A 25,372-nucleotide genomic window follows, 5' to 3' on the forward strand; every position below is an offset into this window, starting at 1 on the left:
CTCGGGTCACACACCCGAAGGCTCAGGTCGCGCGCCCGGGAGGTCAGCGGTTCGGCGGCTTGTGGTGCTGCGGCGGCTCGTCGGAGACGAGCGCGTCGATCTCCCTCATGTCGTCGTCGTTGAGCCTTCCCGAGCCGGTGGAGCCGGTGGAGCCGGTCGAGCGGGTCGTGTCGGGCGCGGCCGGCTGCCTGGGCACCTCAGGACGGTCGCCCGACATGTCCCGCTCAGCGGGTGTCATGGGCCCGCCGGCGCGACCGGCCGGCGCCGTGCCCTCGGCGGTGGTACCCGCCGCACTGCCCCTGCTCGGGGCGTGCGCGGCCAGTTCCTCCTCGGCCGCCCGCCGCTCCCCGCGCCTGCGGAAGACCGAGGTGAAGATGGCGTCCAGCCCGATACGCCCGCCGCCCAGCGCGAGGAACAGCAGGCTCAGCGCGCCGAGCGCCCCCGGCAGCTCCCAGCCGTTGTTCGCCGACAGCACGCCGTGGCTCCCGTGCACGAACGCGATCGCGCCGATCATGTCGATCAGCAGCAGCAACGCCACCGGGCGCACCAGCAGGCCGAGGATCAGGAAGACGCCTCCGACGGTCTCGATGACGGTCGAGAACCCGGCGGCCATCTCCGGCATCGGGATCCCCATCTCACGGAACCCTTGAGTGGTCGCGCCGAGCCCGCCCTGCCACTTCTGCCAGCCGTGTGCCAGGAAGATCACGCCGGTGGCGATGCGTGCGATCAGGGCTGCGATATCAAAAAGAACTCTCTTCATGGTGTTTTCTCCCCCCGTTACCGGTATTCCTCCCCATGTCCGTCTTCGGGATGCGTTTCCGTACCATCTCTTGACCGTCCCCCGCGCTGGATCACGTACGAGGACGGTGGCAGCATTGCCGTATGACGGAACGAGTGGTCGGAATCGGCGCGGGCGCGAAAGAGCTGGCCACCGAGGACATGATCCTCAACATCGGCCCGCAGCACCCGTCCACCCACGGGGTGCTCAGGCTCCGGCTGACCCTCGACGGCGAGCGCATCGCCACCGCCGAGCCGATCATCGGCTACATGCACCGGGGCGCGGAGAAGCTGTTCGAGGTCCGTGACTACCGTCAGATCATCATGCTGGCCAACCGGCACGACTGGCTGTCCGGCTTCGCGAACGAGCTCGGCGTGGTGCTCGCCGCCGAACGCCTGCTGGGCATGGAGCCGCCGGTCAGGGCCGTGTGGGCACGCACGCTGCTGGCCGAGCTCAACCGGGTGCTCAACCACCTGATGTTCCTCGGCTCCTATCCCCTGGAGCTGGGCGCGATGACGCCGCTGTTCTACTCCTTCGACGAGCGCGAACGCATCCAGGCCGTCATGGAGGAGATCTCCGGCGGGCGCATGCACTACATGTTCAACCGGGTCGGCGGGCTCAAGGAGGACCTGCCGCTCGGCTGGCTCGACCGGGTGCGCGAGGCCGTCGCCGGGACCCGCCGCCGCGTGCCCGACATCGAGAACCTCATCCTGCACAACGAGATCTTCATCGCGCGCACCAGGGGCGTGGGCGTGCTCACCCGCGAGCAGATCATGCAGTACGGCGTCAGCGGCCCCATCGCCCGCGCCTCGGGCGTCGACTTCGACCTGCGCCGCGACGAGCCGTACCTGGCCTATCCCGAGCTGCCGGTGAAGGTCGTCACGCGGAGCGCGGGCGACTGCCACGACCGCTTCGAGGTGCTGTTCGAGCAGCTCAAGGTCTCGCTGGACCTGGCGGACGCCTGCGTCGAACGGCTGCGCTCGCTGCCGCCCGGCCCGGTCAACCAGCGGCTGCCCAAGGTGCTCAAGGTGCCGGAGGGCCACACGTACGCGTGGACGGAGAACCCGCTCGGGATCAACGGCTACTACCTGGTGTCGAAGGGCGACAAGACGCCGTGGCGGCTCAAGCTGCGCTCGGCCTCCTACAGCAACATCCAGGTGCTGCGCGAGATGCTGCCGGGGCATCTGGTGGCCGACATGGTGGCCATCCTCGGCTCCATGTTCTTCGTGGTAGGTGACATCGACAAGTGACCACCCCTCCGGCCCCCTCCCCCGAGCGCGACAAGTACGTCGACTGGCTGCGCGCGCTGAGCCTGATCGTCGTGGTCGTGTGGCACTGGGCCTTCACCATCCTGGAGTGGAAGCCGCAGGGCCCCGAGCCCACCAGCCCGCTGGGCTTCACCTCCGGCCTGTGGATCCTCACCTGGCTGCTGCAGGTGCTGCCGCTGTTCTTCTACGTCGGCGGCCACGTGCACCTGCTGTCCTGGCGGCGGGCCAGGGCGCGCGGCGTCGGCATCGGCTCGTTCGTGGCGCGGCGGATCAAGGCGCTGGCCTTACCGGCGCTGGTCCTGTCCGGGGTGTGGATCGCCATCGGAGCGGTGGTGACGTACACGTTCCAGGTGGACTGGATGTGGCGGGTCGTGCTGCTCGTGCTCAGCCCGCTCTGGTTCCTCGGCGTCTACCTCGTGCTGATCGCGCTGCTGCCGCTCGCGCTCTGGCTGCACAAGCACTACGACGTGCTCACCCTCATCTGGCTCGCCGGCGCGGCGCTGGTGGTGGACGTGCTGCGCTTCCGGTACGAGGTCGAGGGCGTCGCCTGGCTCAATATGATCATCATCTGGGGGCTGGCCCACCAGGCCGGGTTCTTCTACGACCGCGTCGTCGACCTGCCCAGACGCTACGACGTGGCGCTGCTGTGGACGGGGCTGTTCGCCCTGTTCGGGCTGGTCTACTCCGGCATCTACCCGGGCTCGATGGTCGGGGTCCCCGGCGACAAGTGGTCCAACATGGCGCCGCCCACGTTCGTCATCGTGGCGCTGCTGCTCTTCCAGATCGGGCTGGTCGAGGTGCTGCGGCCGGCCATGGAACGGGTGCTGGAACGGCCAGGCTGGCGGCGGCTCAACGACTTCATCAACCGGTACGCGCTGCCGCTGTTCCTCTTCCACACCACCGGGATGGCCATCTCGCTGGGCCTGTCGTGGTGGCTGTTCGGCTCACTGGGCGACCGGATCCCGCCCGACACGGTGTGGTGGCTGGAACGCCCGATCGCCGTCATCGGGCCGCTCATCTGCACGGCTCCGGTCATCTACCTCTTCGGCCGCAGGCGGGCCCCCGTCGGGCAAACGCAGGACAAGGGCGTCGGCGGGTCCATAAGCTCGGGACATGGCTGAGATCGCCTTCCGGGCCAACGCCGAAGACGAGCGGATCATCCGCACCGCCCTTCGCGAAGACGAGCGGCCGAGTGACGTGCTGCGCCGCGCGCTGCGCCTGCTCCAGCGCGAAATGTGGCACGACCGCCTGGCCGCGGCGGCCCGCAGGACCGTGGAGGGCCTCGGCGAGCACAACTAGCCCGGAGCCTAGTCTCGTCCGTTCTGCCGGTACTGGCCCTGTTCCTCCGGGTCCTTGGGGATGCGGCAGGCGTGCTCCAGGTAGAGCGCGGCGCAGACCAGCACGACGCACGACACCAGCGACCCGGCCGAGACGAAGAACTCGCCGCGCGGCGTCTCCCGGTCGAGCAGCTGCACGGTGTGCAGGGCGAACCCGGCGAAGATCCCGCCGAAGGCCGCTCCCGCGTACGCCGACGCCTTCGCGAGCGCCGCCAGCCGGGCCACGGCGAGCGGTTCGACCGGCTTGGTGCCGGGCTTCCTGGCGATCCTGGCCTTGGTCACCCAGGCGCTGTAACCCTCGCCGATGGCCAGCAGCAGGACCGTGGGGATCGCGGTCCAAGGCATGAGGGGCAGCTCGGAGTAGACCTGCCGGATCACCGCCCAGGTCAGCAGGGCGAGGACAGCGAAGATGCCGGCCAGGACGCCGGGATGGGTCGGCTTCAATCGGGCCTCTGCAGCTTGAGGTCGTCGCGCAGGCGTACACCCTGCTCCTCGACCGCCTCCAGCAGCTCCGCCACCCGCCCGTGCCCGGGCACCACGCCCTCAGGGTCGGCCTTCGACCAGGGCACGAGCACGAACGCGCGCTCGTGCGCCCGTGGATGCGGCAGCGTCAGGTCGGGGTCGTCGCTGACCTGCTCGCCGACCACGATCAGGTCGATGTCGAGGGTACGGGGGCCCCAGCGCTCCTCGCGGACGCGGCCGAAGGCGTTCTCCACGCCCTGGGCCCGCTCCAGCAGGGTGCGCGGCGCCAGCGTCGTCTCGGCCACCACGATCGCGTTGAGGAAGGGCCGCTGCCCCTCCGGCCCTCCTACGGGATCGGTCTCGTAGACGGGGGACGCCTTGACGAACTCCAGCCCTGGAGCGTCGAACAGCGTGTCCACGGCACCCTGCAACGTCTGGAACCGGTGCCCCAGGTTGCTGCCGAGAGAGAGCACGACCTTCATCCGCGGCTCCGCTCAATCGTCACGATCACGTCGTCGAACGGCAGCGGGATCGGCGCCGCCGGCTTGTGCACGCTCACCTCGACCTTGCGTACCGGCTCGCCCGCCAGACACACGTCCGCCAGGCGCTGCGCGAGCGTCTCGATCAGCTCGACCGGCTCGCCCTCGACCACCTCGACCAGGGCCTGCGCCAGCTCCCCGTAGTGGACGGTCTTGGTCAGGTCGTCGCCGGCCGCCGCCGGCGCGGTGTCGAGGAACAGCGTCGCGTCCACCACGAACTCCTGCCCGAGCTCCCGCTCGGCAGCGAGCACGCCGTGTCTCCCCCTGGCCCGCAGGCCCTTGAGAGTGATGCGATCAGGGCTCAAGCTCGCCTTCCTCCTCCTCGTCGTCATCCCCCTGCAGCACCGGCGAGCCGTGGTGCATCCACAGCCGCCAGCCCTGCGAGGTGCGGAGGTAGACGTTGCTCGCCACCACCTTGCCCGCGGCGAAACTGGCCTCACCCTCCTCGCCCGCGGTCAGGATGTTCTCCACACAGGTCAGGACGGCCACGTCACCCAGCACGGTCGTGCTCACGTCGGTCAGCACGAACTGGATGTAGGTCGTGTTGGCCATGATCAGGGCCCACGACCGCAGCACCTCCGAGCGGCCCGTCAGCAGGGTCCACCCCGGATGGACGCAGCTCACCTGGTCGTCGGTGGTGTCCTCGGCCCAGATCTCCGTCATCTTGTCCAGGTCCGCGCTCTCGATCGCGGTGTAGAACTCCTGGTTGACCGTCTCGATGGCGGCGGTGTCGACGCTCATGTGTTGGCTCCGGCTCTCTTCCATGCGGCTGCCACGCGCACGGCATCGGCATTGGGACCTACTTCGTGCACGCGTACGCACCACGCGCCGGCCTGCGCGGCCAGCGCGGTCACGGCCAGCGTGGCGTCGTCGCTGCGGCTGAACGGCCGGGGCGTGCCGTCGGCGTCGGCCAGCAGCCGCCCCAGGAAACGCTTGCGTGACGCCCCGACGAGCAACGGATAGCCCAGCTCCGTCAGCTCCGGGATGCCCGCGAGCAACGCCCAGTTGTGCTCGGCGTTCTTGGCGAAGCCGAGGCCAGGGTCGAGCACGATCTGCTCCTCCGTGACCCCCTCCGCCAGCACCAGGTCGACTCGCTTGCTCAGCTCCTCGCGCACCTCCGTGACCACGTCGGCGTAGACGGCGCGGGTGTCCATGTCATGGCTGTGGCCGCGCCAGTGCATCACCACGTAGGCGACCCCGGTCGCGGCCACCACGCGCGGCATCTCGGGATCGGCCAGGCCGCCGCTCACGTCGTTGACGAGCTGGGCGCCCGCCTCCACCGCGGCCTTGGCCACCTCGGCGCGCATCGTGTCGACGCTGACCGCCACGCCCTCCGAGCGCAGCGCCCTGATCACGGGGACGACCCTGGCCAGCTCCTCTTCGAGGGCGACCCTGGCCGCGCCGGGACGGGTGGACTCGCCGCCCACGTCGACGATGTCGGCGCCCTCGCGTACCAGATCGAGGCCGTGCTGGATGGCGGCCGCCTCGTCGAACCACTGGCCGCCGTCGGAGAACGAATCAGGCGTCACATTGACCACGCCCATGACGAGGCACCGCTCCGCACCTCCCGGCACGCTGATGGGCACGCTAGTCATGGGCCAAGCCTAGGCGCTTCCCCACACTTGCTGACATCGTGGGTACCCCGTTCGTCCTCAGCGGCCCAGGATGAGCGCCATCGCCTCGGATCGGGTGCTGTCGCTGCTGCGGAAACTGCCGCGGACGGCGGAGGTGACGGTCTTGGCGCCCGGCTTGCGTACGCCGCGCATCGTCATGCACAGGTGCTCGGCCTCCACCACCACGATGACTCCGCGCGGCTCCAGCACGCGCATCAGAGCGTCGGCGATCTGGGACGTCATGCGCTCCTGCACCTGGGGGCGGCGGGCGTAGACGTCGACCAGGCGGGCCAGCTTCGACAGGCCCGTGACCTGGCCCTTCGTGTTGGGGATGTAGCCGACGTGGGCCAGGCCGTGGAACGGGACCAGGTGGTGCTCACAGGTCGAGTAGACCTCGATGTCGCGCACGAGCACCATCTCGTCGTGATCGACGTCGAAGACCTTGGTGAGCACCTCCTCCGGCGTCTGGCCGAGCCCGGAGTACTGCTCGGCCATCGCGCGGGCGACCCGGGCGGGCGTCTCGATCAGGCCGTCACGATCGGGATCCTCGCCGATGGCGTAGAGGATCTCGCGAACGGCCTTCTCGATCCGCCCCAGGTCGACGTCGTGCTGAGTCACGCACTGTCCCCTGACGGCAGTGCGCCCTGATGCCCCGTGGTGAGCGAGCCGTTGGCCGACTGCTCCTTCGGCGTCAGGATCGGCGGACGGTCGGAGGGGAGCCGCTTGCCGTAGCCCGCGTAGGACGGGCGGTGCTCCTTGACGACCACCGGCGCGAAGATCTGCAGCACCATGTCGCGGGAGAGGGTCTCCTTCTCCATGAGCTCCAGCACCAGGTTGTCCAGCACGTCGCGGTATTGGACCAGGATGTCCCAGGCCTGGTCGTGCGCCGTCTCGATCATCCGGCGGACCTCCTCGTCGATCGTGGAGGCGATCTTCTCGGAGTAGTCGCGCTCGTGGCCCATCTCGCGGCCCAGGAAGACCTCCGCCTGGCCGCTGCCGAACTTACGGGCACCGAGCTGCTCGCTCATGCCGTATTCGGTCACCATGCGCCGGGCGACGGCCGTGGCCTTCTCGATGTCGTTGGAGGCGCCGGTGGTGGGCTCGTGGAAGACGAGCTCCTCCGCCGCGCGGCCGCCCAGCAGCATCGCGAGCTGGTCCATCATCTCGGACCTGGTGGCCAGGAACTTGTCCTCCATCGGCAGCGTCATCGTGTAACCGAGGGCGCGGCCGCGGGACAGGATCGTGATCTTGTGGACCGGGTCGGAGTTGGGCAGCGCGTGCGCCACCAGTGCGTGACCGCCCTCGTGATAGGCGATCATCTTCTTCTCCTTGTCGGACATGACCCGCGTCTTGCGCTCGGGCCCTGCCATGACACGGTCGATCGACTCCTCGAGGGTGTCCATCGTGATCAGCTTCTGGTCGGCCCGCGCGGTCAGCAGGGCGGCCTCGTTGATCACATTGGCCAGGTCGGCGCCGGTGAACCCGGGGGTGCGGCGCGCGATGACGTCGAGGTCGACGTCGGGGGCGAACGGCTTGCCGCGGCCGTGCACCCGCAGGACGCCCTTGCGGCCCTCCAGGTCGGGCCGGTCGACGGTGACCTGCCGGTCGAAGCGGCCGGGACGCAGCAGCGCCGGGTCGAGGATGTCGGGCCGGTTGGTCGCGGCGATGAGGATCACGCCGCCCTTGACGTCGAAGCCGTCCATCTCGACGAGGAGCTGGTTGAGCGTCTGCTCGCGCTCGTCGTGACCGCCGCCCAGGCCGGCGCCGCGGTGGCGGCCGACGGCGTCGATCTCGTCGATGAAGATGATCGCCGGGGCGTTGGCCTTGGCCTGCTCGAACAGGTCGCGCACACGCGAGGCGCCGACGCCGACGAACATCTCGACGAAGTCGGAACCGGAGATCGAGTAGAACGGCACCCCGGCCTCGCCGGCGACGGCGCGCGCCAGCAGCGTCTTGCCGGTGCCGGGCGGGCCGTACAGCAGCACGCCCTTGGGGATCTTGGCGCCGATCGCCTGGAACTTGGCCGGGGCCTGCAGGAACTCCTTGATCTCCTGGAGCTCCTCGATGGCCTCGTCCGCGCCGGCGACGTCGGCGAAGGTGGTCTTGGGGGTGTCCTTCGTGATGAGCTTGGCCTTCGACTTGCCGAAGTTCATCACCCGCGAGCCGCCGCCCTGCATCTGGTTCATGATGAACAGGAAGATCAGCACGATGATGACGATCGGCAGGAAGCTCACCAGCAGGCTGAGCAGGATGTTCTCCTGCGGCACCTCGGTCGTGAAGCTCTTCGTCTTGCCCGCGACGACCTGAGCCTGCAGCTCGTCGGTCAGCTTGGCGCCGTAACCGGTGACCCAGTCGGACTGGATCAGCTTCGTCGGGGCGTCACCCTGTTTGACCGCGACAGGGTTGGTCAGCGTCACCTCGATCCGGTTGTCCTTGTCAACGATCTTGGCGTTGCTGACGTTTCCGGCGCGAATCTGCTGAAGGACCAAGGACGTGTCGGCCGTCTTGTAATTTCCGCCGCCACTCCAGAGCTGGGTGACGAGCAGGAGCAGCACGACGATGCCCAGGATCCACAGCAGTGGCCCACGTGTAAATCGCTTGAGATCCATCCGATGCGGAACCCCTTGCGGGCCCGTCCCTTCCTGACCATGGCCTGGAACCCCGGGCTGGCCCGGGGCCGCGGCATCCGACACCGCGACTTCTGACTACCCGAAGGGGACGCGAGGTCACCCTCCCGGAGTCTGAAGGTACACCGGCACAGCGCACGGAGGGACCCGCCCGCTACACCGGTCTTGCCCTATCAACGTACGTCACGTTCCGCGATGTTCCCGGCCATCGCGGAGAGTCCTACTTATATACGTGGGGCGCCAGAGTGCCGATGAACGGCAGATTCCGGTATCGCTCCGCGTAGTCGAGCCCATAACCGATCACGAACTCGTTGGGAATGTCGAAGCCGACGTATTTCACCTCGATGGGCACCTTCACCGCGTCGGGTTTCCGCAGCGCGGTGCAGATCTCCAGCGAGGCCGGATTACGCGACTTGAGGTTTTCCAGCAGCCAGTGCAAGGTCAGGCCGGAGTCGATGATGTCCTCGACGATCAGCACATGGCGGTTCAGGATGTCGGTGTCGAGGTCCTTCAGCACGCGGACGACGCCGGACGACCTGGTGCCCGCGCCGTACGAGGACACCGCCATCCAGTCCATCTGCACCGGCACGTGCAACGCTCTGGCCAGGTCGGCCATCACCATGACCGCGCCCTTCAACACGCCCACGAGCAGGACGTCCTGGCCCGCGTAGTCCTCGTCGATCCGGCCGGCGAGCTCTTTGATCTTGGCCTGGAGCTCGTCCTCGGGAATGAGGACCTTTTCCAGGTCATTGCCCATGTCGGCTGCGTCCACGTGTGGTTCCTTACGCGATGGGACTGATGGCGAATATCAGGGTGCCATATCGCCGGACGGCGGACAGACCCCCGGGCAGGTCCACGGCTTTCTGCCCGCGCCAGTTCGTGACCAGCCGGTCCACGGCCAGGACGTGGGTGGCCGACAGGGCTCCGGACGGGGCTCCGGCGGCGAGCGCGGCCCGCCTCAGCACCCTCCGCCTGACGGCGTCGGGCAGCTTTTCCAGCTCGGCCACGGTCACCTTTATCGACCCGCCGATATCGCTTAGAGCGCAATTCTGGTACGCCGTATCGGCCCATTCATCGAGCGCGTCCGCGTCCTGCCGCGCCAGCCCCGCCGTCCTCGCGAGCGCCTCGGCCACCCCCGGCCCCAGCTCCGCCTCCAGCACCGGCAGCACCGTACGGCGGACGCGGACGCGGGTGTAGCGGGGGTCCTCGTTGTGCGGATCGTCCCAGGGGGTGAGGCCCATCGCCCGGCAGGCCGCCACGGTGGTGGCTCTGGGCAGGTCGAGCAAGGGCCGCCGATAGCGCCTCGACCTGGCGGCCATGCCCGACAACGAACGGAGCCCGCTCCCCCTGGCCAGCCCCAGCAGCACGGTCTCGGCCTGATCGTCCCTGGTGTGCCCCAGCAGCACCGTCTCCGCCTTCAGCCGTTCGGCCGCTTCGGCCAGCGCCGCATACCTGGCCTCCCGCGCCGCCGCCTCGGGCCCTCCTTGGGCGCCCACGGTGACGGTGAGCACTTCGGCCGGCTCCAGCCCCATGTCCCGAGCCACTTTCACCACCGCTTCCGCCCGCTGCGCCGACCCCTCCTGCAGTTGATGATCCACAGTGACGAGCCCCGCCCGCAGCCGCGCACGGGAAGCGACAAAGGCCAATGCCGCCGCCAACGCCAACGAATCGGCCCCACCACTACACGCCACCAGCACCAGCGCACCTTCCGGCACGTCAACCAGAGCCTCACGCACTGCTCTACGAACGTCGGCTACAGCCGGTTGCGGACCCACGCCCCCATTCTCCCGCCCCTCACCCAACGAGGCACGCACGCCCAGCCGAGCACCGCCCACAAGCGCCGGACACCACCGCACCACCGCCCGCCGACGCGGCGCAGGGAGAAGGCGCAGGGAGAGACGGTGGGCGGTGTCGCAGGCGTGTGGGTGATCGGGCGAGACGAGAGCCAGGAAAGCGAGGCGCCCGCGCTAACCCGCCGATCCTGCTGGGGGACGCCGGAACCACCACGCCACCCCCGGGCCGAGCACCGCGCACGAGCGCCAGGCACCATCGCACCGCCTCCCGTTGACGTGGCGCGGGAAGAGGCGGTGAGAGGTGTAAGAGCTCGGGTGGTCGGGTGGGGTGGGAGTTGGGGTGTCGGTCTCCGGTGGCGCCGGGGGACCTCGATGTCGCCGTGCCGGTTCTTGGCGGGGCGTCAGGCGGGGAGGGCCGGGGTGCCGATTACTCGGGTGATCCAGAGGGTGGGATCGGCGATTTCCGGGGTGGTCGGCAGGGTCTCCGGGGAGGTCCAGATCTTGTTGAAGCCGTCCATGCCCACCCGGTCCACCACCGTGCGGACGAAGGCGGAGCCCTCCGCGTACTGCTTCATCTTGACCTCGATCCCCAGCAACCGCCGTACCGTGCGGTCCAGGCGGGAGCCGCCCTCGCGGCGCTGGGCGAACTTGGCGCGGATGTCGGCCACCGAGGGGACCACCGACGGGCCGACCGCGTCCATGACGTAGTCTCCGTGGCCTTCGACGAGGGTCATCACGGCGGTCAGGCGGTCGAGGATCTCCTTCTGGCCGGGCGACTGGATGGCGTCGATGAGGTTGCCCTCGCCGCCGCGCACCACGTCGGCCACCGTGTCGGCGGCGTTGCGGAGCCGTTCGAGCAGGGTGGGCAGGTCGAGGTCGGAGGCGAGCAGGAACTCGGTCATCTGCCCGCGCACGTATTCGCGCAGCCACTTGACCCCGGTGAACTGCACCCGGTGGGTCTCCTCGTGCAGGCAGACCCAGAGGCGGAAGTCGTGCGGGTTGACGCCCATCTCGCGTTCGGCGTGGACGATGTTGGGGGCCACGAGCGTCAGGCGGCCGGCGGCCTCCTTGCCCGTGGGGTCGGGTGGGAGGAACAGCTCGTACTGGCCGAGTACGCGCGAGGCGAGGAAGGCCAGGACGGCGCCCACCTCGACGCCCGTGATGCGGGACCCCACGGCCGTGACGATGGCGGGCGGCTGGTTGTCGCCGCCGGCCATGCGCTGGGTCAGCGGCTCCAGCACCACGCGGAAGCCCTCGACGTTGGCCTTGATCCAGCCGGGCCGGTCCACGATGGTGGCCGGCTGCGGCGCGGTCTCGGTGTGAATCTTCGTGAACTCGCGCACGTGGCCCTCGGCCTCGCGCGACAGGGTGCGGAGCTCGGTGACGGCCTGCCTGGCCTCCTCCCGGCTCACCTGAGGACCGGGGCGCACCAGGCGCGTACCGGTCGTGACGGCCAGATCCCAGTCGATCACCTGCATACCGTCCACCGTACGTGGTTCTCCCCACGGCTGCGAAGGAGCGCGTCAGGAACGTGCCACGGTGGCGGCGAGCCGGTCGAGGACGGGCTCGGCGTTGAGGGGTACGCGGTCGGCCATGAAGGCGAACGTGACCAGCCGCCCGTCCTTAGTCGTGGCCATCCCGGCCAGCGTGTTGATGTTGTTGAGGGTGCCGGTCTTGGCGCGGACGAGACCGACCTGGCCCTTGCTGTCGCTCCTGGTGAAGCGGCGGCCGTTGCCGAGGGTGCCGGAGAAGCCGGCGATCGGCATGCCGGAGGCGACGGCGCGCAGTTCGGGGTGGGCGGCCGAACCGGACAGGGCGAGGACCTTGGCCAGGGCGTTGGGGCTGATGCGGTTGCGGATGGACAGGCCGCTGCCGTCGGACAGCGCCACGTTCTGGCCGGCTCCGAGTCGCTGCAGGACGGCGATCACGGCGGCGGCGCCACCGTCGAAGGTCGCGGGCCGGCCCTGCTTGACGGCGACGTGGCGCAGCAGGGCCTCGGCGAGGTCGTTGTCGCTGCGGGTGAGCGTGTGCTCGACGAGGGCGTACAGGGGGGCGGAGTCGACCTTGCCGAGCTCGGCCGCGCCGGGCTGGGCCTTGGCCTGGCGTACGGACTTGGCGACGGTGATGCCCTGCTTGGCGAGCAGCCGGGCGAAGGCGGCGGCGGCGTAGCGGGGCGGGTCGGCGACGCGGGGGCTGCGGAAGCGGGGGTCCTGCCTCCCCTCGTCCATGGTGAGGGCGTGGACCGGGGCCACCTCGCCGTCGGGGATGTAGTTGGTCTTCCAGCCGGGCGCCTTGGGGGTGCCGGTGAAGAGAGAGGCGTCGTAATAAAGGGTGATCTTGCGTACGTTCTGCGCCTTGAGCGTGGCGGCCGTGCGGGCGGCGAGAGTGCTCAGCCGGGCCTGCTTCGGATAGCCGTCGTCCTTGGCGGAGGGGCCGGCGAGGAGAGGGTCGCCGCCGCCGACGAGGATCGCGGTGCCGGGCTTGAGGCCCTGGACGACGCGGGTGGACAGGCGGGTGTCGGGGCCGAGCGCGGCCAGCGCCGCGGCGCAGGTGACGATCTTCGTGGTCGAGGCGGGGGTGATGGCCAGGTCGGCGTTGGAGGCGAAGATCTGCTCTCCGGTGACCGTGTCGATCACGACCGCGCCCACCCGGCCGCCGAGTGCTTTGTCACCCAGGGCGCCGGTGAGCTGGCGCGTCAAAGTACCCTTAGTCGGGAGAGGTCCGTCTCCGGGCTTCACCGGCAGCCGGGCCAGCACCGGCCCGGAGGTGACCACGGGGACGGGGGAAGAGCCTTCCGCCGGTGACGACGCCGTCGGCCCGGTGGGTGTCGATCCGTTCGTCAGCGCGCTCAGGCTGAAGTCGGTGGTCATCGCGTAGACGCCGGTGACGATCGTCAGGGTTTGGAGCACGGCGAGGGTGGTCAGCATCACCCACTGGTCGCGCCGCGCCACGTCGCCTGCCCTCTCTCCTGTGTTCGCCTACGAGACATTAACGCCCATCCGGGGGTTCCCGGGGGCCTGAGCGGAGGAACCGCGGTGGAGTTCGACGTTGTCGTTGAGATTCCCAAGGGGCAACGGAACAAGTACGAAGTGGACCACGAGACCGGGAAGATCAGGCTTGACCGGCTCCTGTTCACCTCCACGCAGTACCCCGCCGACTACGGCTTCATCGAGCACACCCTCGGTGAGGACGGCGACCCGCTGGACGCGCTGGTGCTGCTGCAGGAGCCGACGTTCCCCGGGTGCTACATCACGTGCCGCGCGGTGGGGATGTTCCGGATGACCGACGAGAAGGGCGGTGACGACAAGGTGCTCTGCGTGCCGTCCACCGACCCCCGCATGCATCACATCCAGGACATCCATCACGTGTCGGAGTTCGACCGGCTGGAGATCCAGCACTTCTTCGAGGTCTACAAGGACCTGGAGCCCGGCAAGTCGGTCGAGGGCGCCAACTGGGTCGGCCGCATCGAGGCCGAGGCCGAGATCGAGCGCTCGTTCCGGCGAGCGAAGGAAGAAGGCCACCACTAGGTCCCCTGCTGAGGCCACTGCTGAGGCTGCCACTGGGGCCACCGCCGGCGGCTCATGGGGCGGGCCTGGTGGCGCCCACCAGGTCTCCGCGCCAGATCGAGGCGACCCGCACCACGTCGCCCGTCTGCGGCGCGTGCACCATCTGGCCACGTCCGACGTAGATGCCGACGTGGTGGATGGTCGCGGGGTCGCCGGTGACGTGGGCGAAGAAGAGCAGGTCGCCGCGGCGCAACTGGTCGAGCGGCACGTGGGGGCCCGAGGTCCACTGCGTGCCGGTCCAGTGGTCGAGCCGTACGCCGACCTTCTCCCACGCCCGCATCGTCAGCCCTGAGCAGTCGTAGGTCTCCGGGCCGGCGGCCGCCCACACGTAGGACTTGCCGAGCTGGGTGAGCGCCCAGTTCGCGGCCACGTCGCCCATGGCCGAGCCGCCGGTGACGAGCCCGGCCAGCGCCGCCTCCCGCCGCCTGGCCAGCAGGTCGGCGCGGGTGCGGGCGGCGTCGACCCTGCGTTGCAGGGTCCTCTTGCGCGCCGTGAGTTCCCTGGTCGCGCGCCGCTGCCCGGCCACCGCCCGCTCGGCGGCGATCCTGGCCAGCCGGGCGCGTTCCGAGGCGGCCTGCTGGGCCGCGTACGCGCTGTCGGCGTGGATGCGCAGGATCGCGGCCACCTCCTGGGCGTCGCGCATCCGGCCGAGGACCGCGGCCCGCTCGCCGCTCAGGTGCCCGAGCACGCTGGCGCGGTGCAGGAACCCGTCTGTGCCGCCCTGGTCGAGCAGCATGCCGACGACCGGCCCGAGCGAACCCAGCCCGCCGTTGCTCTCGGTGGCCAGCAGCGTCACGGCCTGCCTGGCCCGCTCGACCTCGGCGGCGGCCGCGGCCAGCCTGGCTCTGGCCTGCTGGTGGTTCTGCTCGGCCTGCCGCAGCCGGACCATCTCCCCGTTGTACGCCTCCACCAGCCGCTCGACCTCGGCCGCCAGCCGTTCCAGCCGCGAGTGCGCGGTGGCCAGCTTGGCGGTCGTCCTGCTGAGCCGCTTCGACCTGTCGCGCGCAGTCTGGCGGGCCTGCTTGACGTCGTGCGACGAGGGCCCCGGCTCGGCCTCGACCGGCGGGCAGGCGGCCACGAGCAGGCAGCCCGCTAGGAGCCCGGCCCGGAATGCGCGCATAGGTCCCCCTGGACACAGATGGTTACTCTGTGCACACAGTTCCCGGGACTTCACTCACATAACGTCACGTGAAAGTGAACAGGCTCCCTATTCACGGGCGCGCGTCAGAGACAGGGCCGGACGCGCGCGGGCCGCGGTCGTGGCGCCGGGCGCGGGAGGTCAGGTTCCCGTTTCCGACGGGGTCGCCGAGGGCTCCTCCGTAGGGGTAGGGGTGGCCGTCTCCGTCGGTGTGGCGGTCGGGGTGGGGGTCTGGGTCGGTGTCGGCGTGGGGGTGGGTGTCGGGGTCGGGGTACGGGTGCCGGGTCTGGTCGGGCGTGGCCCGCCGGGCGCGTCGTCGGGCGGCCCGCCGGGCGGGGTGCCGGTCGTCGGCCGGCCGGTCTGCTGATCGTGCCCGGGCGGCTCGGCCGGCAGCCCGTCCGGCACGGGATCCGGGTCCGGCGCGGCGTCGTCGCCGCTGGGGGACCTGCCGGGCGGGGACGACGACGTGGCCGGTGCGCCGGTGGGCGAGGAGCGGCCCTGGGACGGCACGGCCGGAGCCGGCGCCCCGGTCGGCGTGCCGGTCACGCCCAGGGGCTGCGTGGTGGTGTTGTCGAGGATCGGCTCCACGGTCAGCGGCACATCGTGGGGATCGCCCTGCCAGGGCAGCCGGATGCCCGGAGGCTCACCCGTCGCCGGGAACGCGGCCGTCGCGACGCCTGTCACCCCGCCGTTCTCCCTTCCGATCCGATCGAAGATCACCGCTATCGCCACCACGGTCGCGATCGCCGCCAGCGCGCCCGCCACCGCCTGAGGCCAGCGCCGGCCCTGCCGCCGCGGGGGAACGGGAAACCCGGCGGCGCCAAGCGCGGCGGTCCGCCGGGCGACGTAGCGGCGGTAGGGCAGGAGCTCGGGGTCGGCGAAGCAGCTCATCACCCTGACCCGCAGGGTGTCGGGCAGCGCGGGCGCGGGCAGCAGCGCGTACACCTTGGCCGGGGACACCTCGCGCGCGCGATGCGGCGCGCAGGTCTCGCACCGCGCCAGGTGCCTGACCAGGTGCTCGCGCATCTCCCTGGTCAGCTCGCCGCCGAACCCGGCCAGGATGCGGGCGCGCCGCGGGCAGTCGTACGGGCCCTTCCTGGCCAGGACCTCGGCCGTGATCGCGTCGCCCAGGCGTTCGCGGGCCGCTTCGAGGAGCAGCTCCACCTGGCGCGGCGGTGTGGCGAGCACCTGCGCCAGCTCGTCCGCGGGCAGCTCGTGCCCGTGGACGAGCTCCAGGAGCTCCCGGTCGGCCACGGGCAGGCCGTGCACCGCGTTCCAGGCCATGACGCGCAGGTCGGCGTCGGCGGGGTCGTCGGGGGCGGGCGCCTCGGCCAGCGCCTCGGCGGCGCCCGGTGGCGCGGCGGCTCTGCGCCGCAGGCATTCGGCGCGCGCCAGCGCGAACAGCCAGGCGCGCAGCCGGTCGGGCGCGGCCAGCGCGCCGGCGTGCGCCTCGGCGGCGATCAGCGTGTCGCGGAGCGCCACCTGCGCGCTGTCGGCGCGGAGGAGGAGGGACCAGCAATAGCGGTAGACGCTCTCCGCGTACGCGTCGTAGAGCGCGCTGAGCGCTCCGGGATCACGGGCGCGGAGTGCTTCGACCAGAACGCGGTCAGTCATGTGACCGAAGGTAATGGATCGGTAACTAGCAGTTCTACCGATTCCACGCCGAAGGCATCACTTGTCAGCCGAAGAACCGGAAAATTGTCCCGACATTCCGGATAGGCGCGGCTTATTTATTGCTTGTGCTCGGACGCCACCTGCGTGTTCCGGTCCACCGCGAACGGCTCACTCGTGGGCTTGACCGTGTGCACGGGAACGGCTCCCGACAGGGCCAGGTCCTCGTAGGGGCGGCCGGTGGAGCCCCAGGTCCTGGCCGCGATCTCGGTCCTGGCCACTTGCGAGCCCCTGGGCAGGCCGCCCACCGTGAGGATGAACCGCGGCGGGCTGCCGGCCTTCACGTCGTCCACATAGGTGCTGCCGCCGCCGACGAGCTTTCCCGCCTTGTCGCGCAGCATCGCGTTCACGACCAGACTGCTCGCCGATATTTGATAAGGGTTGCCGACATATCCAGTAATAAGGTACGTGCCATCTTTCTGGCGCATGGTCTGGACCCGCGAAATCGGGAACCGCTGGAACGCCGAAGGAATGCGCGCCGCCGGCCGCCACCGCGCGGGACGGTACTGGATCGTCACCTTGGCCGGCTTCTGGGTGGCCACGGCCTGGCCGGTGAAGGGCAGCGTGCCGCCCGGCGGCACCGCGTCGAGCGGCTGGTCCAGTTTGAGCACCTCGCTCCCCTTGGCGTCGTGCCCGACGATCGTGGCCACCACGTGCTCGCCGAAGTGCCACGGGTTGGCGTTGCTGAGCACGCCCGCCCAGGTGACGGCATATCCGTCGGCGGATTTGACGATGTGGGAGACCTGCTCCTTGAGAGCGAGCGGCTTGAGCTTCTGGACCGGCTGTTCCTCGCTCGCGCACCCGGTGAGGCAGATCGCCCCGAGTGCGAGGAGGCTGGCGGTTCGGCTACGCGGGATCACTTTGCCGTGATAACCCGAGCATGGGCACGGCTGGCGGGGGACACGCGCCAGCCCTACCAATTCTTTGTCAACGCGGACGGACCACCCTGGTCTCGTCCCATACCGGCTCGGCCGACTCGTAGACCGTGCCGTCGGAGCCGAAGACCAGATAACGGTCGAAATCGGCGGCGAACCAGCGGTCATGGGTGACCGCCAGCACCGTTCCCTCGAACGCCTCCAGGCCGGCCTGCAGCGCCTCGGCGCTGGCCAGGTCGAGGTTGTCGGTCGGCTCGTCGAGCAGCAGCAGCGTGGCCCCCGACAGCTCCAGCAGCAGGATCTGCAGCCGCGCCTGCTGGCCGCCCGACAGGGTGTCGAAGCGCTGTTCGGCGATCAGCCCCGCCAGCTCGTAGCGGGCCAGGATCTTCATCGCCTCGTTCTTGAGCCTGGCGTGCTCGGTCATGACGATCTCGACCGGGGTGCGGCCGAGCAGGTCGGGCCGGGCGTGGGTCTGGGCGAAGTGGCCGGGCACCACGCGGGCGCCCAGCCTGGCCACGCCCTCGCAGGCGACCTGCTCGCCCGCCAGCAGGCGCAGGAAGTGGGACTTGCCGGAGCCGTTGGAGCCGAGCACGGCGACCCGCTCGCCGTACCAGACCTCCAGGTCGAACGGGCGCATCAGGCCCTTGAGCTCCAGCTCCTCGCAGATGACCGCGCGCTTGCCGGTGCGCCCGCCGCGCAGGCGCATCTTGATGTTCTGCTCGGCCGGCGCCACCTCGGGCGGCCCGGCCTCCTCGAACTTGCGCAGCCGCGTCTGGGCGGCGTGGTAGGCGGCGGCCATGCCGTCGTTGTACCTGGCCTTGTTCTTCAGCATGTTGACCAGGGTCTTGAGCTTGGCGTGCTCTTCGTCCCAGCGCCGGCGCAGCTCGTCGAGGCGCTCGTTGCGGGCTCTGCGGGCTTCGGCGTACGTACGGAAGCCGCCCCCATGAATCCAGACATTTCCGGACTCGACGGTGATGATGCGGTCGGCCGCGTTCGCCAGTAGCTGGCGGTCGTGGCTGACCAGCAGCACGGTCTTGGGCGTCTCCCTGAGCTGCTGCTCCAGCCATTCCTTGCCGGGGACGTCGAGGTAGTTGTCGGGCTCGTCCAGCAGCAGGGTCTGGTCGGGGCCGCGCAGCAGCGCCTCCAGGACCAGGCGCTTCTGCTCGCCACCCGACAGCGTCGCCACGTCCCGATATTTCAGTCTTTCGAACGGGGCACCGAGCGCGGCCACCGTACAGGTGTCCCAGAGCACCTCGATCTCGTAGCCGCCCGCGTCGGTGTAGTCGCTGATGGCCTGCGCGTAACGCATCTGCGTCTTCTCGTCGTCGCGCTCCATCATGGCCAGCTCGGCCCGGTCGAGCCGCTCGGCGGCCTGCCGCACCGCGGGCGGCGCGACGCCCAGGAGCAGGTCACGCACGTTGCTGCCGTCGCGCACGCTGCCGATGAACTGCCGCATCACGCCCAGGCCGCCGGAGCCGGCCACGCTGCCCTCGACCGGCTGGAGGTCGCCCGCGATCAGGCGCATGAGCGTGGTCTTGCCCGCGCCGTTGGGCCCGACGAGCGCGGCCTTGACGCCTTCGCCGATCCGGAAGGACACGTCGTCGAGCAGCGGCCGCCCATCGGGCAGCACGTACGTCAAATGTCCGACTTCCACGTGTCCCATCCCGGCAGGGTAGCCGCCCGCCCGCGCCCTGGTCACATGGATTTCGGCACGCCACCCTGGACACCGGCGCGCTCACTCGACCCCTAGACAGTAAGTGATCTAATGACTAGAACTGTAGGGAACCCCTCCCCCTAGGACACGTGATGACGCGATTCCGCTCCGCCCTCGCACCCCTGGCCATCGCGTTGCTGGGGCTCACGGCAGCCCCGCACCAGGCCCTCGCCGCGCCGCCCAGACCCGTGCCCGTCGTCCAGGAGCAGCGAGCCGCGCCGGCGGCGGCCTCCGACTGCGCCCCCACGGTCACGGGCGCCAGCACCGACGCCCGGCTGACCGCCCTGTTCACCAACTACGGCAACGACAACAGTCGCCTGGACGACTGGACGGGCGCCGACGGCACCTACTCGCTCAAGCTGCCCAGCGGGCAGGAGCTCTGGGTGTTCTCCGACACCTTCCTCGGCCGGGTCAACCCCGACGGGACCCGCCCGCCCGTGGTCGAGGAGGGCGGGAGCACGGTCTTCCTGAACAACTCCTTCGCCGTCGAACGCGACGGGAGGCTGTCCACCATCCACGCCGGCACCGCCGCGAAGCCGACGGCCGTGATGCCGCCGCGCGACGAGGACCACTGGTACTGGGCCGGTGACGCGACGCTGGCGGGCGGCATCGTGGAGGTGACCTACCAGGAGTACGAGCGCTTCGGCCCCGGAGCATGGGACTGGCGCTGGCACCGGAACGTGGTGGCCAGGTTCGCGCCCGGGCGGCTCGACCGGCCGATCAGCGTGCACGACCTGCCCTCGGGCCAGGGCGTCGCCTGGGCCTCCGGCGTGCTCAGGGACGGCGGCCACACCTACGTGTACGGGGTCGAGGACCTCGGCTCGCCCAAGTACATGCACGTCGCCCGGGTCAAGGGGCAGAGCCTGCTCGGCCGCTGGGAGTACCTCAGGGCCGACGGCACCTGGTCGGCGAACGAGGCCGACTCGGCGCGGGTGATGGACGGCGTGGCGAACGAGTACAGCGTGAGCCGGGTTGGATCCGGATATGTCCTGATCACGCATGACACGACCGAGGCGCTGAGCGCGAACATCGTGGCCTACTCCTCGTGCTCGCCCTCCGGCCCCTTCACCGGCAAGCAGCACGTCTACACGACCCCCGAGACCAGCGGGAACATCTTCACCTACAACGCCCACGCCCATCCCGACGTGGCCGGCGACGGGCTCGTGGTGTCGTACAACGTGAACAGCTTCGTCAACACCGACCACTACCGCGACGTCTCCATCTACCGCCCCCGATTTCTGGACGTGACGTTCGGATGAGGCGTAACTGGGCGGCCCGGCTGCGGCACGGCACGATCGACGGGCTGCGGGCGGTCACGCTGGAGAACGAACGGCTGCGCGTGAGCGTCCTGCCCGGCAAGGGCGGCGACGTGGTCGAGTTCCTGCACAAGCCGACGGACACGGACTTCGTCTGGCTCTCGCCGCAGGGGCTGCGCGACCCGCGCGAGCATCTCCAGGGCGCGGCCGACGGGGTCGCCCAGTTCGTCGACCACTACGAGGGCGGCTGGCAGGAGGTCTTCCCCAACGGGGGCGCGCCCAGCGAGTACCGGGGGGCGCGGCTGGCGCAGCACGGCGAGGTGTCCGGGCTGCCGTGGGAGTGCGAGGTCGTGGCCGACTCCCCCGAGGAGGTCGCGGTGCGGCTGAGCGTGCGCACGCGGCGGCTGCCGTACCGGATGGAGAAGGTCCTGCGGCTGCGCTCCGGCACGACCGCGCTGGAGATCGAGGGGCGGGCCACGAACGAGTCGGGCCTGCCGCTGCACGCCATGTGGGGCCAGCACATCGTGTTCGGCCGGCCGTTCCTGCGCCCGGGGGCCAGGATCCGGCTGCCCGAGGGCGTCCGGGTGATCCCGCACGAGAGCGCGATCACCCCGCCGGCCCGCCGGGTCAGGGCGGGCGGGCCGTGGGAGTGGCCGCTCGTGCCGGCCGACGGCGGCGGCACGACGGATCTGAGCGTGGTGCCGGAGCCGGGCGCGCCGAGCGACATCGTCTATCTGACCGGCTTCGACGAGGGTTGGTACGAAATATCGGGGGATATCGCTATGCGTGTTGAGTGGGACGCGTCGGTGCTGCCGTATCTGTGGATGTGGCAGGAGGTCGGCGCGTCCACCGGCTACCCGTGGTGGGGGCGGGCGTACACGGTGGGGCTGGAGCCGTTCGCCGGCATGCCGACCGACGGCCTGGCCGCGGCCGTGGCCAACGGCACGGCCCTGACGTTGGAGCCCCACGAGACGAAGGTGTTGAGTTTGCGCGCGGAGGTAAGGGTATGAGCGAGTTCGCCGGCAAGGTCGCGCTGGTCACGGGCGGTTCGACGGGGATCGGACGGGCCGTGGTCGACCGGCTGGCCGACGGCGGGGCGTCCGTGGTGTTCTGCGGCGTCGACAAGGGCGCCGAGCAAGACACCGGGCAGGACAGGCGGATCGTCGGCCGGATCGCCGACGTGCGCAGAGCCGGTGACATGCGCGATCTGGTGAACCTGGCGGTGAGCAGGTTCGGCGGGCTGGACATCGTGGCGACCTGCGCCGGGGTGCAACGTTACGGCACCGTCGAGGACACCCCGGAAGAGGTCTGGGACGAGGTGTTCGACATCAACCTCAAGGGCGTCTACCTCACCTGCAAGGCCGCCGTGCCCGAGCTGCGCGCCCGCGGCGGCGGCTCGATCGTGGTCATGTCGTCGGTGCAGGCGTTCTCCTCGCAGGCGCAGGTGGCGGCGTACTCGTCGAGCAAGGCCGCGCTCAACGGCCTGACCAGGTCGATGGCGCTCGACCACGCGGCCGACGGCATCCGGGTGAACGTGGTCTGCCCGGGCTCGGTCGACACCCCCATGCTGCGCTGGGCGGCGGACCTGTGGCGCGGCGAGCTGTCGCAGGAGGAGCAGATCGCGCAGTGGGGCCGCTCCCATCCGCTGGGCCGCGTGGGCCGGCCCGAGGAGGTGGCGGAATTGGTGGCATTTCTGGCCGGACCGCGGTCGTCTTTCATCACGGGGGCCGAGCATCGGGTGGACGGCGGTCTGCTGGCGCAGAATCCGGCGGCGCTTCCCGAATAGGTAGTGCGCAGGCCACGGGTTTCTCCTTCACCGCCAAGGCTTCGGCCAATGCGGTGAAGGCGCAGTTCACCAGCCTGATACGAGTGAGTCGGCGGGCCGGGGCACGCGACCCTTTCCCGGGCGTGGAGCCCTTTTGGAATCGGCGAGTCAGTACAACTCGCATTCGATTCAGCACGCTAAGTTACGAGGTCGAAACGACTCACTGATCGAGGAGAGACCTGTGAGGCTATCCAAGAAGGCCGCCGGCTTCGTCGCCGCGGCCGCCCTGTTCACCGCGCTCGCCCCCACAGCCGCCGCGGTGGCCAGCCCCCGCTCGACCTGCTACGGCGGTCGTGTCTGCCTGTATGCCGGCTTCGACTACAACCGCGGCCAGGTCGACCACTGGCGGGACTTCACCCAGGACGACTCCAACTTCGCCGACAACAACTGGCTGAACTGGGACTTCAGCAATTCCTGGCACAGCATGGACAACGAGACCAGCTCGGTCAGGAACCGGGTCGGCTGCAGCGCCACCCTCTGGCAGCACCCGGGGTACACCGGCGCCCACAGCACGTTCACGCACAACTCCAACGACGGGTTCCTGGCGAACAACGCCATCGGCAACAACCGCACCAGCGCGATCGACATCTGGTGCCACTGAGTAATACAGGGAGTGCCGGTTTCCGGGCTTGGCCGCCGGAAACCGGCTGCCGCGGGCTGATCGCGAGCGCCCTGCTGCTCGTGACGGCCACCGCGGCCTGCCGCGCCGACGAGCCCGCCGCACCGGCGCCCGCGCGGGGCGTCACCTCGGTGTCGCAGCTGGTGCTGCCGTTCGACGCCTACAAGACCACTCCCGAGCAGCGGGCCGTCCTGGGCAACGCCCACAACGCACTCGTCGCGCGATGCATGCGCAAGCAGGGCGTCACCGTCGCGCCGCCCGCCGAGGACCCGGCCGCCATCGCGGCGATCGATCCCGGCAACTCACGCCGTTACGGCGTCACCGACATCGCGGCCGCCAGGAGCCACGGCTACCACCTGGCCAGGCCGCCCTCCCCCGACACCACCGCCGCCTGGGCCGGCAAGCTGCCCAAGCGGACCCGCCACCGCCTGTACGGCACCGCCGCGAACCGCGGCTGCCTGGACCGCGCCACGCTCACCCTGGACAAGGGCGCGCGCAAGGCGGACTGGCCGTGGCTGGCGCTGCAGGACTCGCTCACGCTGGAGCAGGCCGCCAAGCACCCGTCGGTGACGGCGGCGGTCCGGCGCTGGCAGTCCTGCATGAGCCAGGCCGGGCACACCTACCCGGCTCCGGAGGCGGCCATCGCCGACGGCCGCTGGGACCTCGACAAGCCGGCCGTGACCGAGGACGAGAAGCTGGTCGCGACCGCGGACACGACCTGCAAGTGGTCCGCGGGCCTGGTCGCCGCCTGGTACGCGGCCGACGCCGAGTTGCAGCGCGCCGTCATCCGTGACAACGCCGACCGCTTCGCCGCCCTGCGCGCCAACCTCAAGCAGCGGCTGGGCCGGGCCTCACGCCTGCTCGCCGAGCACGAAGGCCGCCAGGTGCGCTGACTGGGCGAGCCTGCTGGGCTCGTGGACGTACATCATGTGGCCGGCCTCGTAGTACCTGAACTCGATCCGGGCGGCCAGCTCGGCGGGCACGGGCAGGTGGGCGAAGGTGTGCTCGGCGGCGAAGTACGGCGTCGCGCCGTCGTGGTAGCCGCAGGCCACGTGCACCCGCAGGTGCGGGTTGGCCCGCATCGCGGCTCCGAGGTTGGAGGCGACCTGCACGTGCGCGTTCTCGAACTCCTTGTACGACCACGGCTGCACGCGCGAGGTGAGGATCTCGTACGGCAGGTCGTTGGCGTAGCCCAGCTCCGTGCGCAGGTAGTGGTTGAGCGCGGCGCTGTAGGGCCCCATGATGGCGTCCATGCTGGGGTCGGCGGTGAAGTGCTCGCGGCCGGAGTCGGGGTCCCACCCGGTGAAGCGGCCGTCGAGCCGGCCGACGACCTGGCGGCGCGGGCGCAGCACCTCGGTGAAATACCTGATGTGCTCGATGCGCAGGTTGACCCGGTCGACGTAGTCCTCGCTGAGCCCGGCCAGCGAGGCGACCCTGGTGACCGCCGCGGCACGTTCCTCGGCGCTGAGCCGGTTGCCCCGGGTGAGCGCCCACAGGTAGTCGCCCGAGGCGTACTCCTCGGCCTCGCGCAGCACCTCGGCCAGCGGCCGGTCGCCGTGCAGGCCGTGGTGGTGCGCGATGGCCGCGTACGTCGGCAGGTAGAGGGCGTAGGCCAGGTCGTTGCCGTCGTTGAACTCGCCCGTGATGTAGTCGAGCACGGACGAGATGAGGATGACGCCGTTGGAGTACATGCCGTAGCGCGACTGCAGGTGGTCGGCCAGGCCGGCGGCCCGCACGGTCCCGTACGACTCGCCGGCCAGGAACTTCGGCGACATCCACCGCCCGTTCCTGGTCGTCCACAGCCTGATCACCTCGCCGACGGACTCCAGGTCGCCGGCGAACCCGTGGTAGGGCTCGGTCTTCTCCCCTTCGGCCACCCGCGAGTAGCCGGTGGAGACGGGGTCGATGAAGACGAGGTCGCTCACCTGGAGCAGGCTCTCCTCGTTGTCCACCAGCCCGTACGGGGGCGGCAGGAGCGCCCCCGCGTCCCCCATGACGACCCGGCGGGGCCCGAGCACGCCCAGGTGCAGCCACACGCTGGACGAGCCGGGCCCGCCGTTGAACGCGAACGTGACCGGCCGGCTCAGCGGCTCGGCCCCGTCCAGCGTGTACGCGGTGACGAACACCTCCGCCTTGGGCCGCAGCCCCTCGAACTTGCCGTCGGCGACCACCTCTTCGCGCAGCACCATGGTCCCGGTCGTCGCGGTGTACGACTGGCCGGAGGGCAGCGTGTGGCTGGTGGTGACGAGGTTGTCGGCCAGGGCCTGCTTCGAATCTTCAGACATTCAACA

General features: G+C 70.3%; 26 protein-coding genes. 9 read left to right on the top strand and 17 right to left on the bottom strand.

What is annotated here, in order from left to right; genetic code table 11:
- Nucleotides 1-43: 43 nt before the first annotated feature.
- Nucleotides 44-760, bottom strand: coding sequence for a DoxX family protein (locus OIE67_RS46060; RefSeq protein ID WP_326632492.1), 717 nt, complete (start codon nt 758-760; stop codon nt 44-46).
- A 122-nt stretch (nt 761-882) separates the two neighbouring features.
- Here OIE67_RS46060 and OIE67_RS46065 point away from each other — a divergent pair, with 122 nt between their 5' ends.
- Genes OIE67_RS46065 through OIE67_RS46075 form a run of 3 tightly spaced genes read left to right on the top strand, consistent with a single transcriptional unit; the run spans nt 883 to nt 3,345 of the window.
- Entirely contained in the window at nt 883-2,028 is a 1,146-nt protein-coding gene (locus tag OIE67_RS46065) for an NADH-quinone oxidoreductase subunit D (protein ID WP_326632494.1), read from the top strand.
- Nucleotides 2,025-3,167 (top strand): acyltransferase family protein, encoded by a 1,143-nt coding sequence (locus OIE67_RS46070; protein ID WP_326632496.1) that lies wholly within the window; start codon nt 2,025-2,027, stop codon nt 3,165-3,167. The genes OIE67_RS46065 and OIE67_RS46070 overlap by 4 nt, the downstream gene beginning before the upstream one ends.
- Nucleotides 3,160-3,345, top strand: coding sequence for a hypothetical protein (locus OIE67_RS46075; protein ID WP_326632498.1), 186 nt, complete (start codon nt 3,160-3,162; stop codon nt 3,343-3,345). The genes OIE67_RS46070 and OIE67_RS46075 overlap by 8 nt, the downstream gene beginning before the upstream one ends.
- 8 nt (nt 3,346-3,353) lie before the next feature.
- Here OIE67_RS46075 and OIE67_RS46080 read toward each other — a convergent pair whose 3' ends face one another.
- The 11 genes from OIE67_RS46080 to dacB form a co-directional block, all read right to left on the bottom strand.
- Nucleotides 3,354-3,827, bottom strand: coding sequence for a DUF3180 domain-containing protein (locus tag OIE67_RS46080; RefSeq protein WP_326632499.1), 474 nt, complete (start codon nt 3,825-3,827; stop codon nt 3,354-3,356).
- Nucleotides 3,824-4,327: a 2-amino-4-hydroxy-6-hydroxymethyldihydropteridine diphosphokinase gene (folK, locus tag OIE67_RS46085; protein WP_106243481.1), complete on the bottom strand. Its 504-nt coding sequence runs from the start codon at nt 4,325-4,327 to the stop codon at nt 3,824-3,826. Before folK ends, OIE67_RS46080 begins: the two co-directional genes overlap by 4 nt.
- Nucleotides 4,324-4,689: a dihydroneopterin aldolase gene (gene folB, locus OIE67_RS46090; RefSeq protein ID WP_407674781.1), complete on the bottom strand. Its 366-nt coding sequence runs from the start codon at nt 4,687-4,689 to the stop codon at nt 4,324-4,326. Before folB ends, folK begins: the two co-directional genes overlap by 4 nt.
- The gene (locus OIE67_RS46095) at nt 4,679-5,125 is read right to left on the bottom strand and encodes a nuclear transport factor 2 family protein (protein WP_326632503.1); all 447 of its coding nucleotides are present in this window, start codon (nt 5,123-5,125) and stop codon (nt 4,679-4,681) included. Before OIE67_RS46095 ends, folB begins: the two co-directional genes overlap by 11 nt.
- Nucleotides 5,122-5,979: a dihydropteroate synthase gene (folP, locus tag OIE67_RS46100; RefSeq protein ID WP_456094152.1), complete on the bottom strand. Its 858-nt coding sequence runs from the start codon at nt 5,977-5,979 to the stop codon at nt 5,122-5,124. The genes OIE67_RS46095 and folP overlap by 4 nt, the downstream gene beginning before the upstream one ends.
- Nucleotides 5,980-6,036: 57 nt before the next feature.
- The gene (gene folE, locus OIE67_RS46105; protein WP_106243473.1) at nt 6,037-6,615 is read right to left on the bottom strand and encodes a GTP cyclohydrolase I FolE; all 579 of its coding nucleotides are present in this window, start codon (nt 6,613-6,615) and stop codon (nt 6,037-6,039) included.
- Nucleotides 6,612-8,606: an ATP-dependent zinc metalloprotease FtsH gene (gene ftsH, locus OIE67_RS46110; RefSeq protein ID WP_326632506.1), complete on the bottom strand. Its 1,995-nt coding sequence runs from the start codon at nt 8,604-8,606 to the stop codon at nt 6,612-6,614. The genes folE and ftsH overlap by 4 nt, the downstream gene beginning before the upstream one ends.
- A 238-nt stretch (nt 8,607-8,844) precedes the next feature.
- Complete coding sequence (gene hpt, locus OIE67_RS46115; protein ID WP_326632507.1) at nt 8,845-9,396, bottom strand: hypoxanthine phosphoribosyltransferase; 552 nt, start codon at nt 9,394-9,396, stop codon at nt 8,845-8,847.
- A gap of 10 nt (nt 9,397-9,406) precedes the next feature.
- Entirely contained in the window at nt 9,407-10,399 is a 993-nt protein-coding gene (tilS, locus tag OIE67_RS46120; protein WP_326632509.1) for a tRNA lysidine(34) synthetase TilS, read from the bottom strand.
- A gap of 419 nt (nt 10,400-10,818) precedes the next feature.
- Nucleotides 10,819-11,895, bottom strand: a complete 1,077-nt coding sequence (locus OIE67_RS46125) for a zinc-dependent metalloprotease (RefSeq protein WP_326632510.1) — start codon at nt 11,893-11,895, stop codon at nt 10,819-10,821.
- 45 nt (nt 11,896-11,940) lie between these two features.
- Nucleotides 11,941-13,368, bottom strand: coding sequence for a D-alanyl-D-alanine carboxypeptidase/D-alanyl-D-alanine endopeptidase (dacB, locus tag OIE67_RS46130; RefSeq protein ID WP_326632511.1), 1,428 nt, complete (start codon nt 13,366-13,368; stop codon nt 11,941-11,943).
- Nucleotides 13,369-13,452: 84 nt separating this feature from the next.
- Between dacB and OIE67_RS46135 the strand changes: the two genes are divergently transcribed.
- Entirely contained in the window at nt 13,453-13,944 is a 492-nt protein-coding gene (locus OIE67_RS46135; protein WP_106243463.1) for an inorganic diphosphatase, read from the top strand.
- A 52-nt stretch (nt 13,945-13,996) separates the two neighbouring features.
- Here the strand turns inward: OIE67_RS46135 and OIE67_RS46140 are convergent, their stop codons facing one another.
- From OIE67_RS46140 to OIE67_RS46155, 4 genes are all read right to left on the bottom strand, one after another.
- Nucleotides 13,997-15,103 carry a C40 family peptidase gene (locus OIE67_RS46140; RefSeq protein ID WP_326632514.1) on the bottom strand — a complete coding sequence of 369 codons (1,107 nt, stop codon included), beginning with the start codon at nt 15,101-15,103 and terminating at the stop codon, nt 13,997-13,999.
- 159 nt (nt 15,104-15,262) lie between these two features.
- A complete protein-coding gene (locus tag OIE67_RS46145) occupies nt 15,263-16,735 on the bottom strand; it encodes a sigma-70 family RNA polymerase sigma factor (protein WP_326632516.1) in 1,473 nt (490 codons plus the stop codon).
- A gap of 116 nt (nt 16,736-16,851) precedes the next feature.
- A complete protein-coding gene (locus tag OIE67_RS46150) occupies nt 16,852-17,652 on the bottom strand; it encodes a hypothetical protein (protein ID WP_106243450.1) in 801 nt (266 codons plus the stop codon).
- A 67-nt stretch (nt 17,653-17,719) separates the two neighbouring features.
- Nucleotides 17,720-19,330, bottom strand: a complete 1,611-nt coding sequence (locus OIE67_RS46155) for an ABC-F family ATP-binding cassette domain-containing protein (protein ID WP_326632519.1) — start codon at nt 19,328-19,330, stop codon at nt 17,720-17,722.
- Nucleotides 19,331-19,473: 143 nt separating this feature from the next.
- On the opposite strand from OIE67_RS46155, the gene OIE67_RS46160 reads away from it, so the two are divergent.
- The 5 genes from OIE67_RS46160 (at nt 19,474) to OIE67_RS46180 (ending at nt 23,974) form a co-directional block, all read left to right on the top strand.
- Nucleotides 19,474-20,640 (top strand): DUF4185 domain-containing protein, encoded by a 1,167-nt coding sequence (locus OIE67_RS46160; protein ID WP_326632521.1) that lies wholly within the window; start codon nt 19,474-19,476, stop codon nt 20,638-20,640.
- Nucleotides 20,637-21,647 (top strand): DUF4432 family protein, encoded by a 1,011-nt coding sequence (locus OIE67_RS46165; RefSeq protein ID WP_326632523.1) that lies wholly within the window; start codon nt 20,637-20,639, stop codon nt 21,645-21,647. The genes OIE67_RS46160 and OIE67_RS46165 overlap by 4 nt, the downstream gene beginning before the upstream one ends.
- Complete coding sequence (locus OIE67_RS46170; protein ID WP_326632525.1) at nt 21,644-22,423, top strand: SDR family NAD(P)-dependent oxidoreductase; 780 nt, start codon at nt 21,644-21,646, stop codon at nt 22,421-22,423. The genes OIE67_RS46165 and OIE67_RS46170 overlap by 4 nt, the downstream gene beginning before the upstream one ends.
- A gap of 220 nt (nt 22,424-22,643) precedes the next feature.
- On the top strand, nt 22,644-23,063 hold the full coding sequence (locus tag OIE67_RS46175) for a peptidase inhibitor family I36 protein (RefSeq protein WP_181307717.1): 420 nt from the start codon (nt 22,644-22,646) through the stop codon (nt 23,061-23,063).
- A gap of 80 nt (nt 23,064-23,143) precedes the next feature.
- Nucleotides 23,144-23,974, top strand: coding sequence for a hypothetical protein (locus tag OIE67_RS46180; RefSeq protein WP_106243438.1), 831 nt, complete (start codon nt 23,144-23,146; stop codon nt 23,972-23,974).
- Here OIE67_RS46180 and OIE67_RS46185 read toward each other — a convergent pair.
- The gene (locus tag OIE67_RS46185) at nt 23,933-25,366 is read right to left on the bottom strand and encodes a S10 family peptidase (protein WP_326632529.1); all 1,434 of its coding nucleotides are present in this window, start codon (nt 25,364-25,366) and stop codon (nt 23,933-23,935) included. The genes OIE67_RS46180 and OIE67_RS46185 overlap by 42 nt on opposite strands.
- Nucleotides 25,367-25,372: the final 6 nt, after the last annotated feature.

Origin of the sequence: Nonomuraea fuscirosea (genome assembly GCF_035917475.1) — a bacterium.
Taxonomy (GTDB): Bacteria; Actinomycetota; Actinomycetes; order Streptosporangiales; family Streptosporangiaceae; genus Nonomuraea; species Nonomuraea fuscirosea.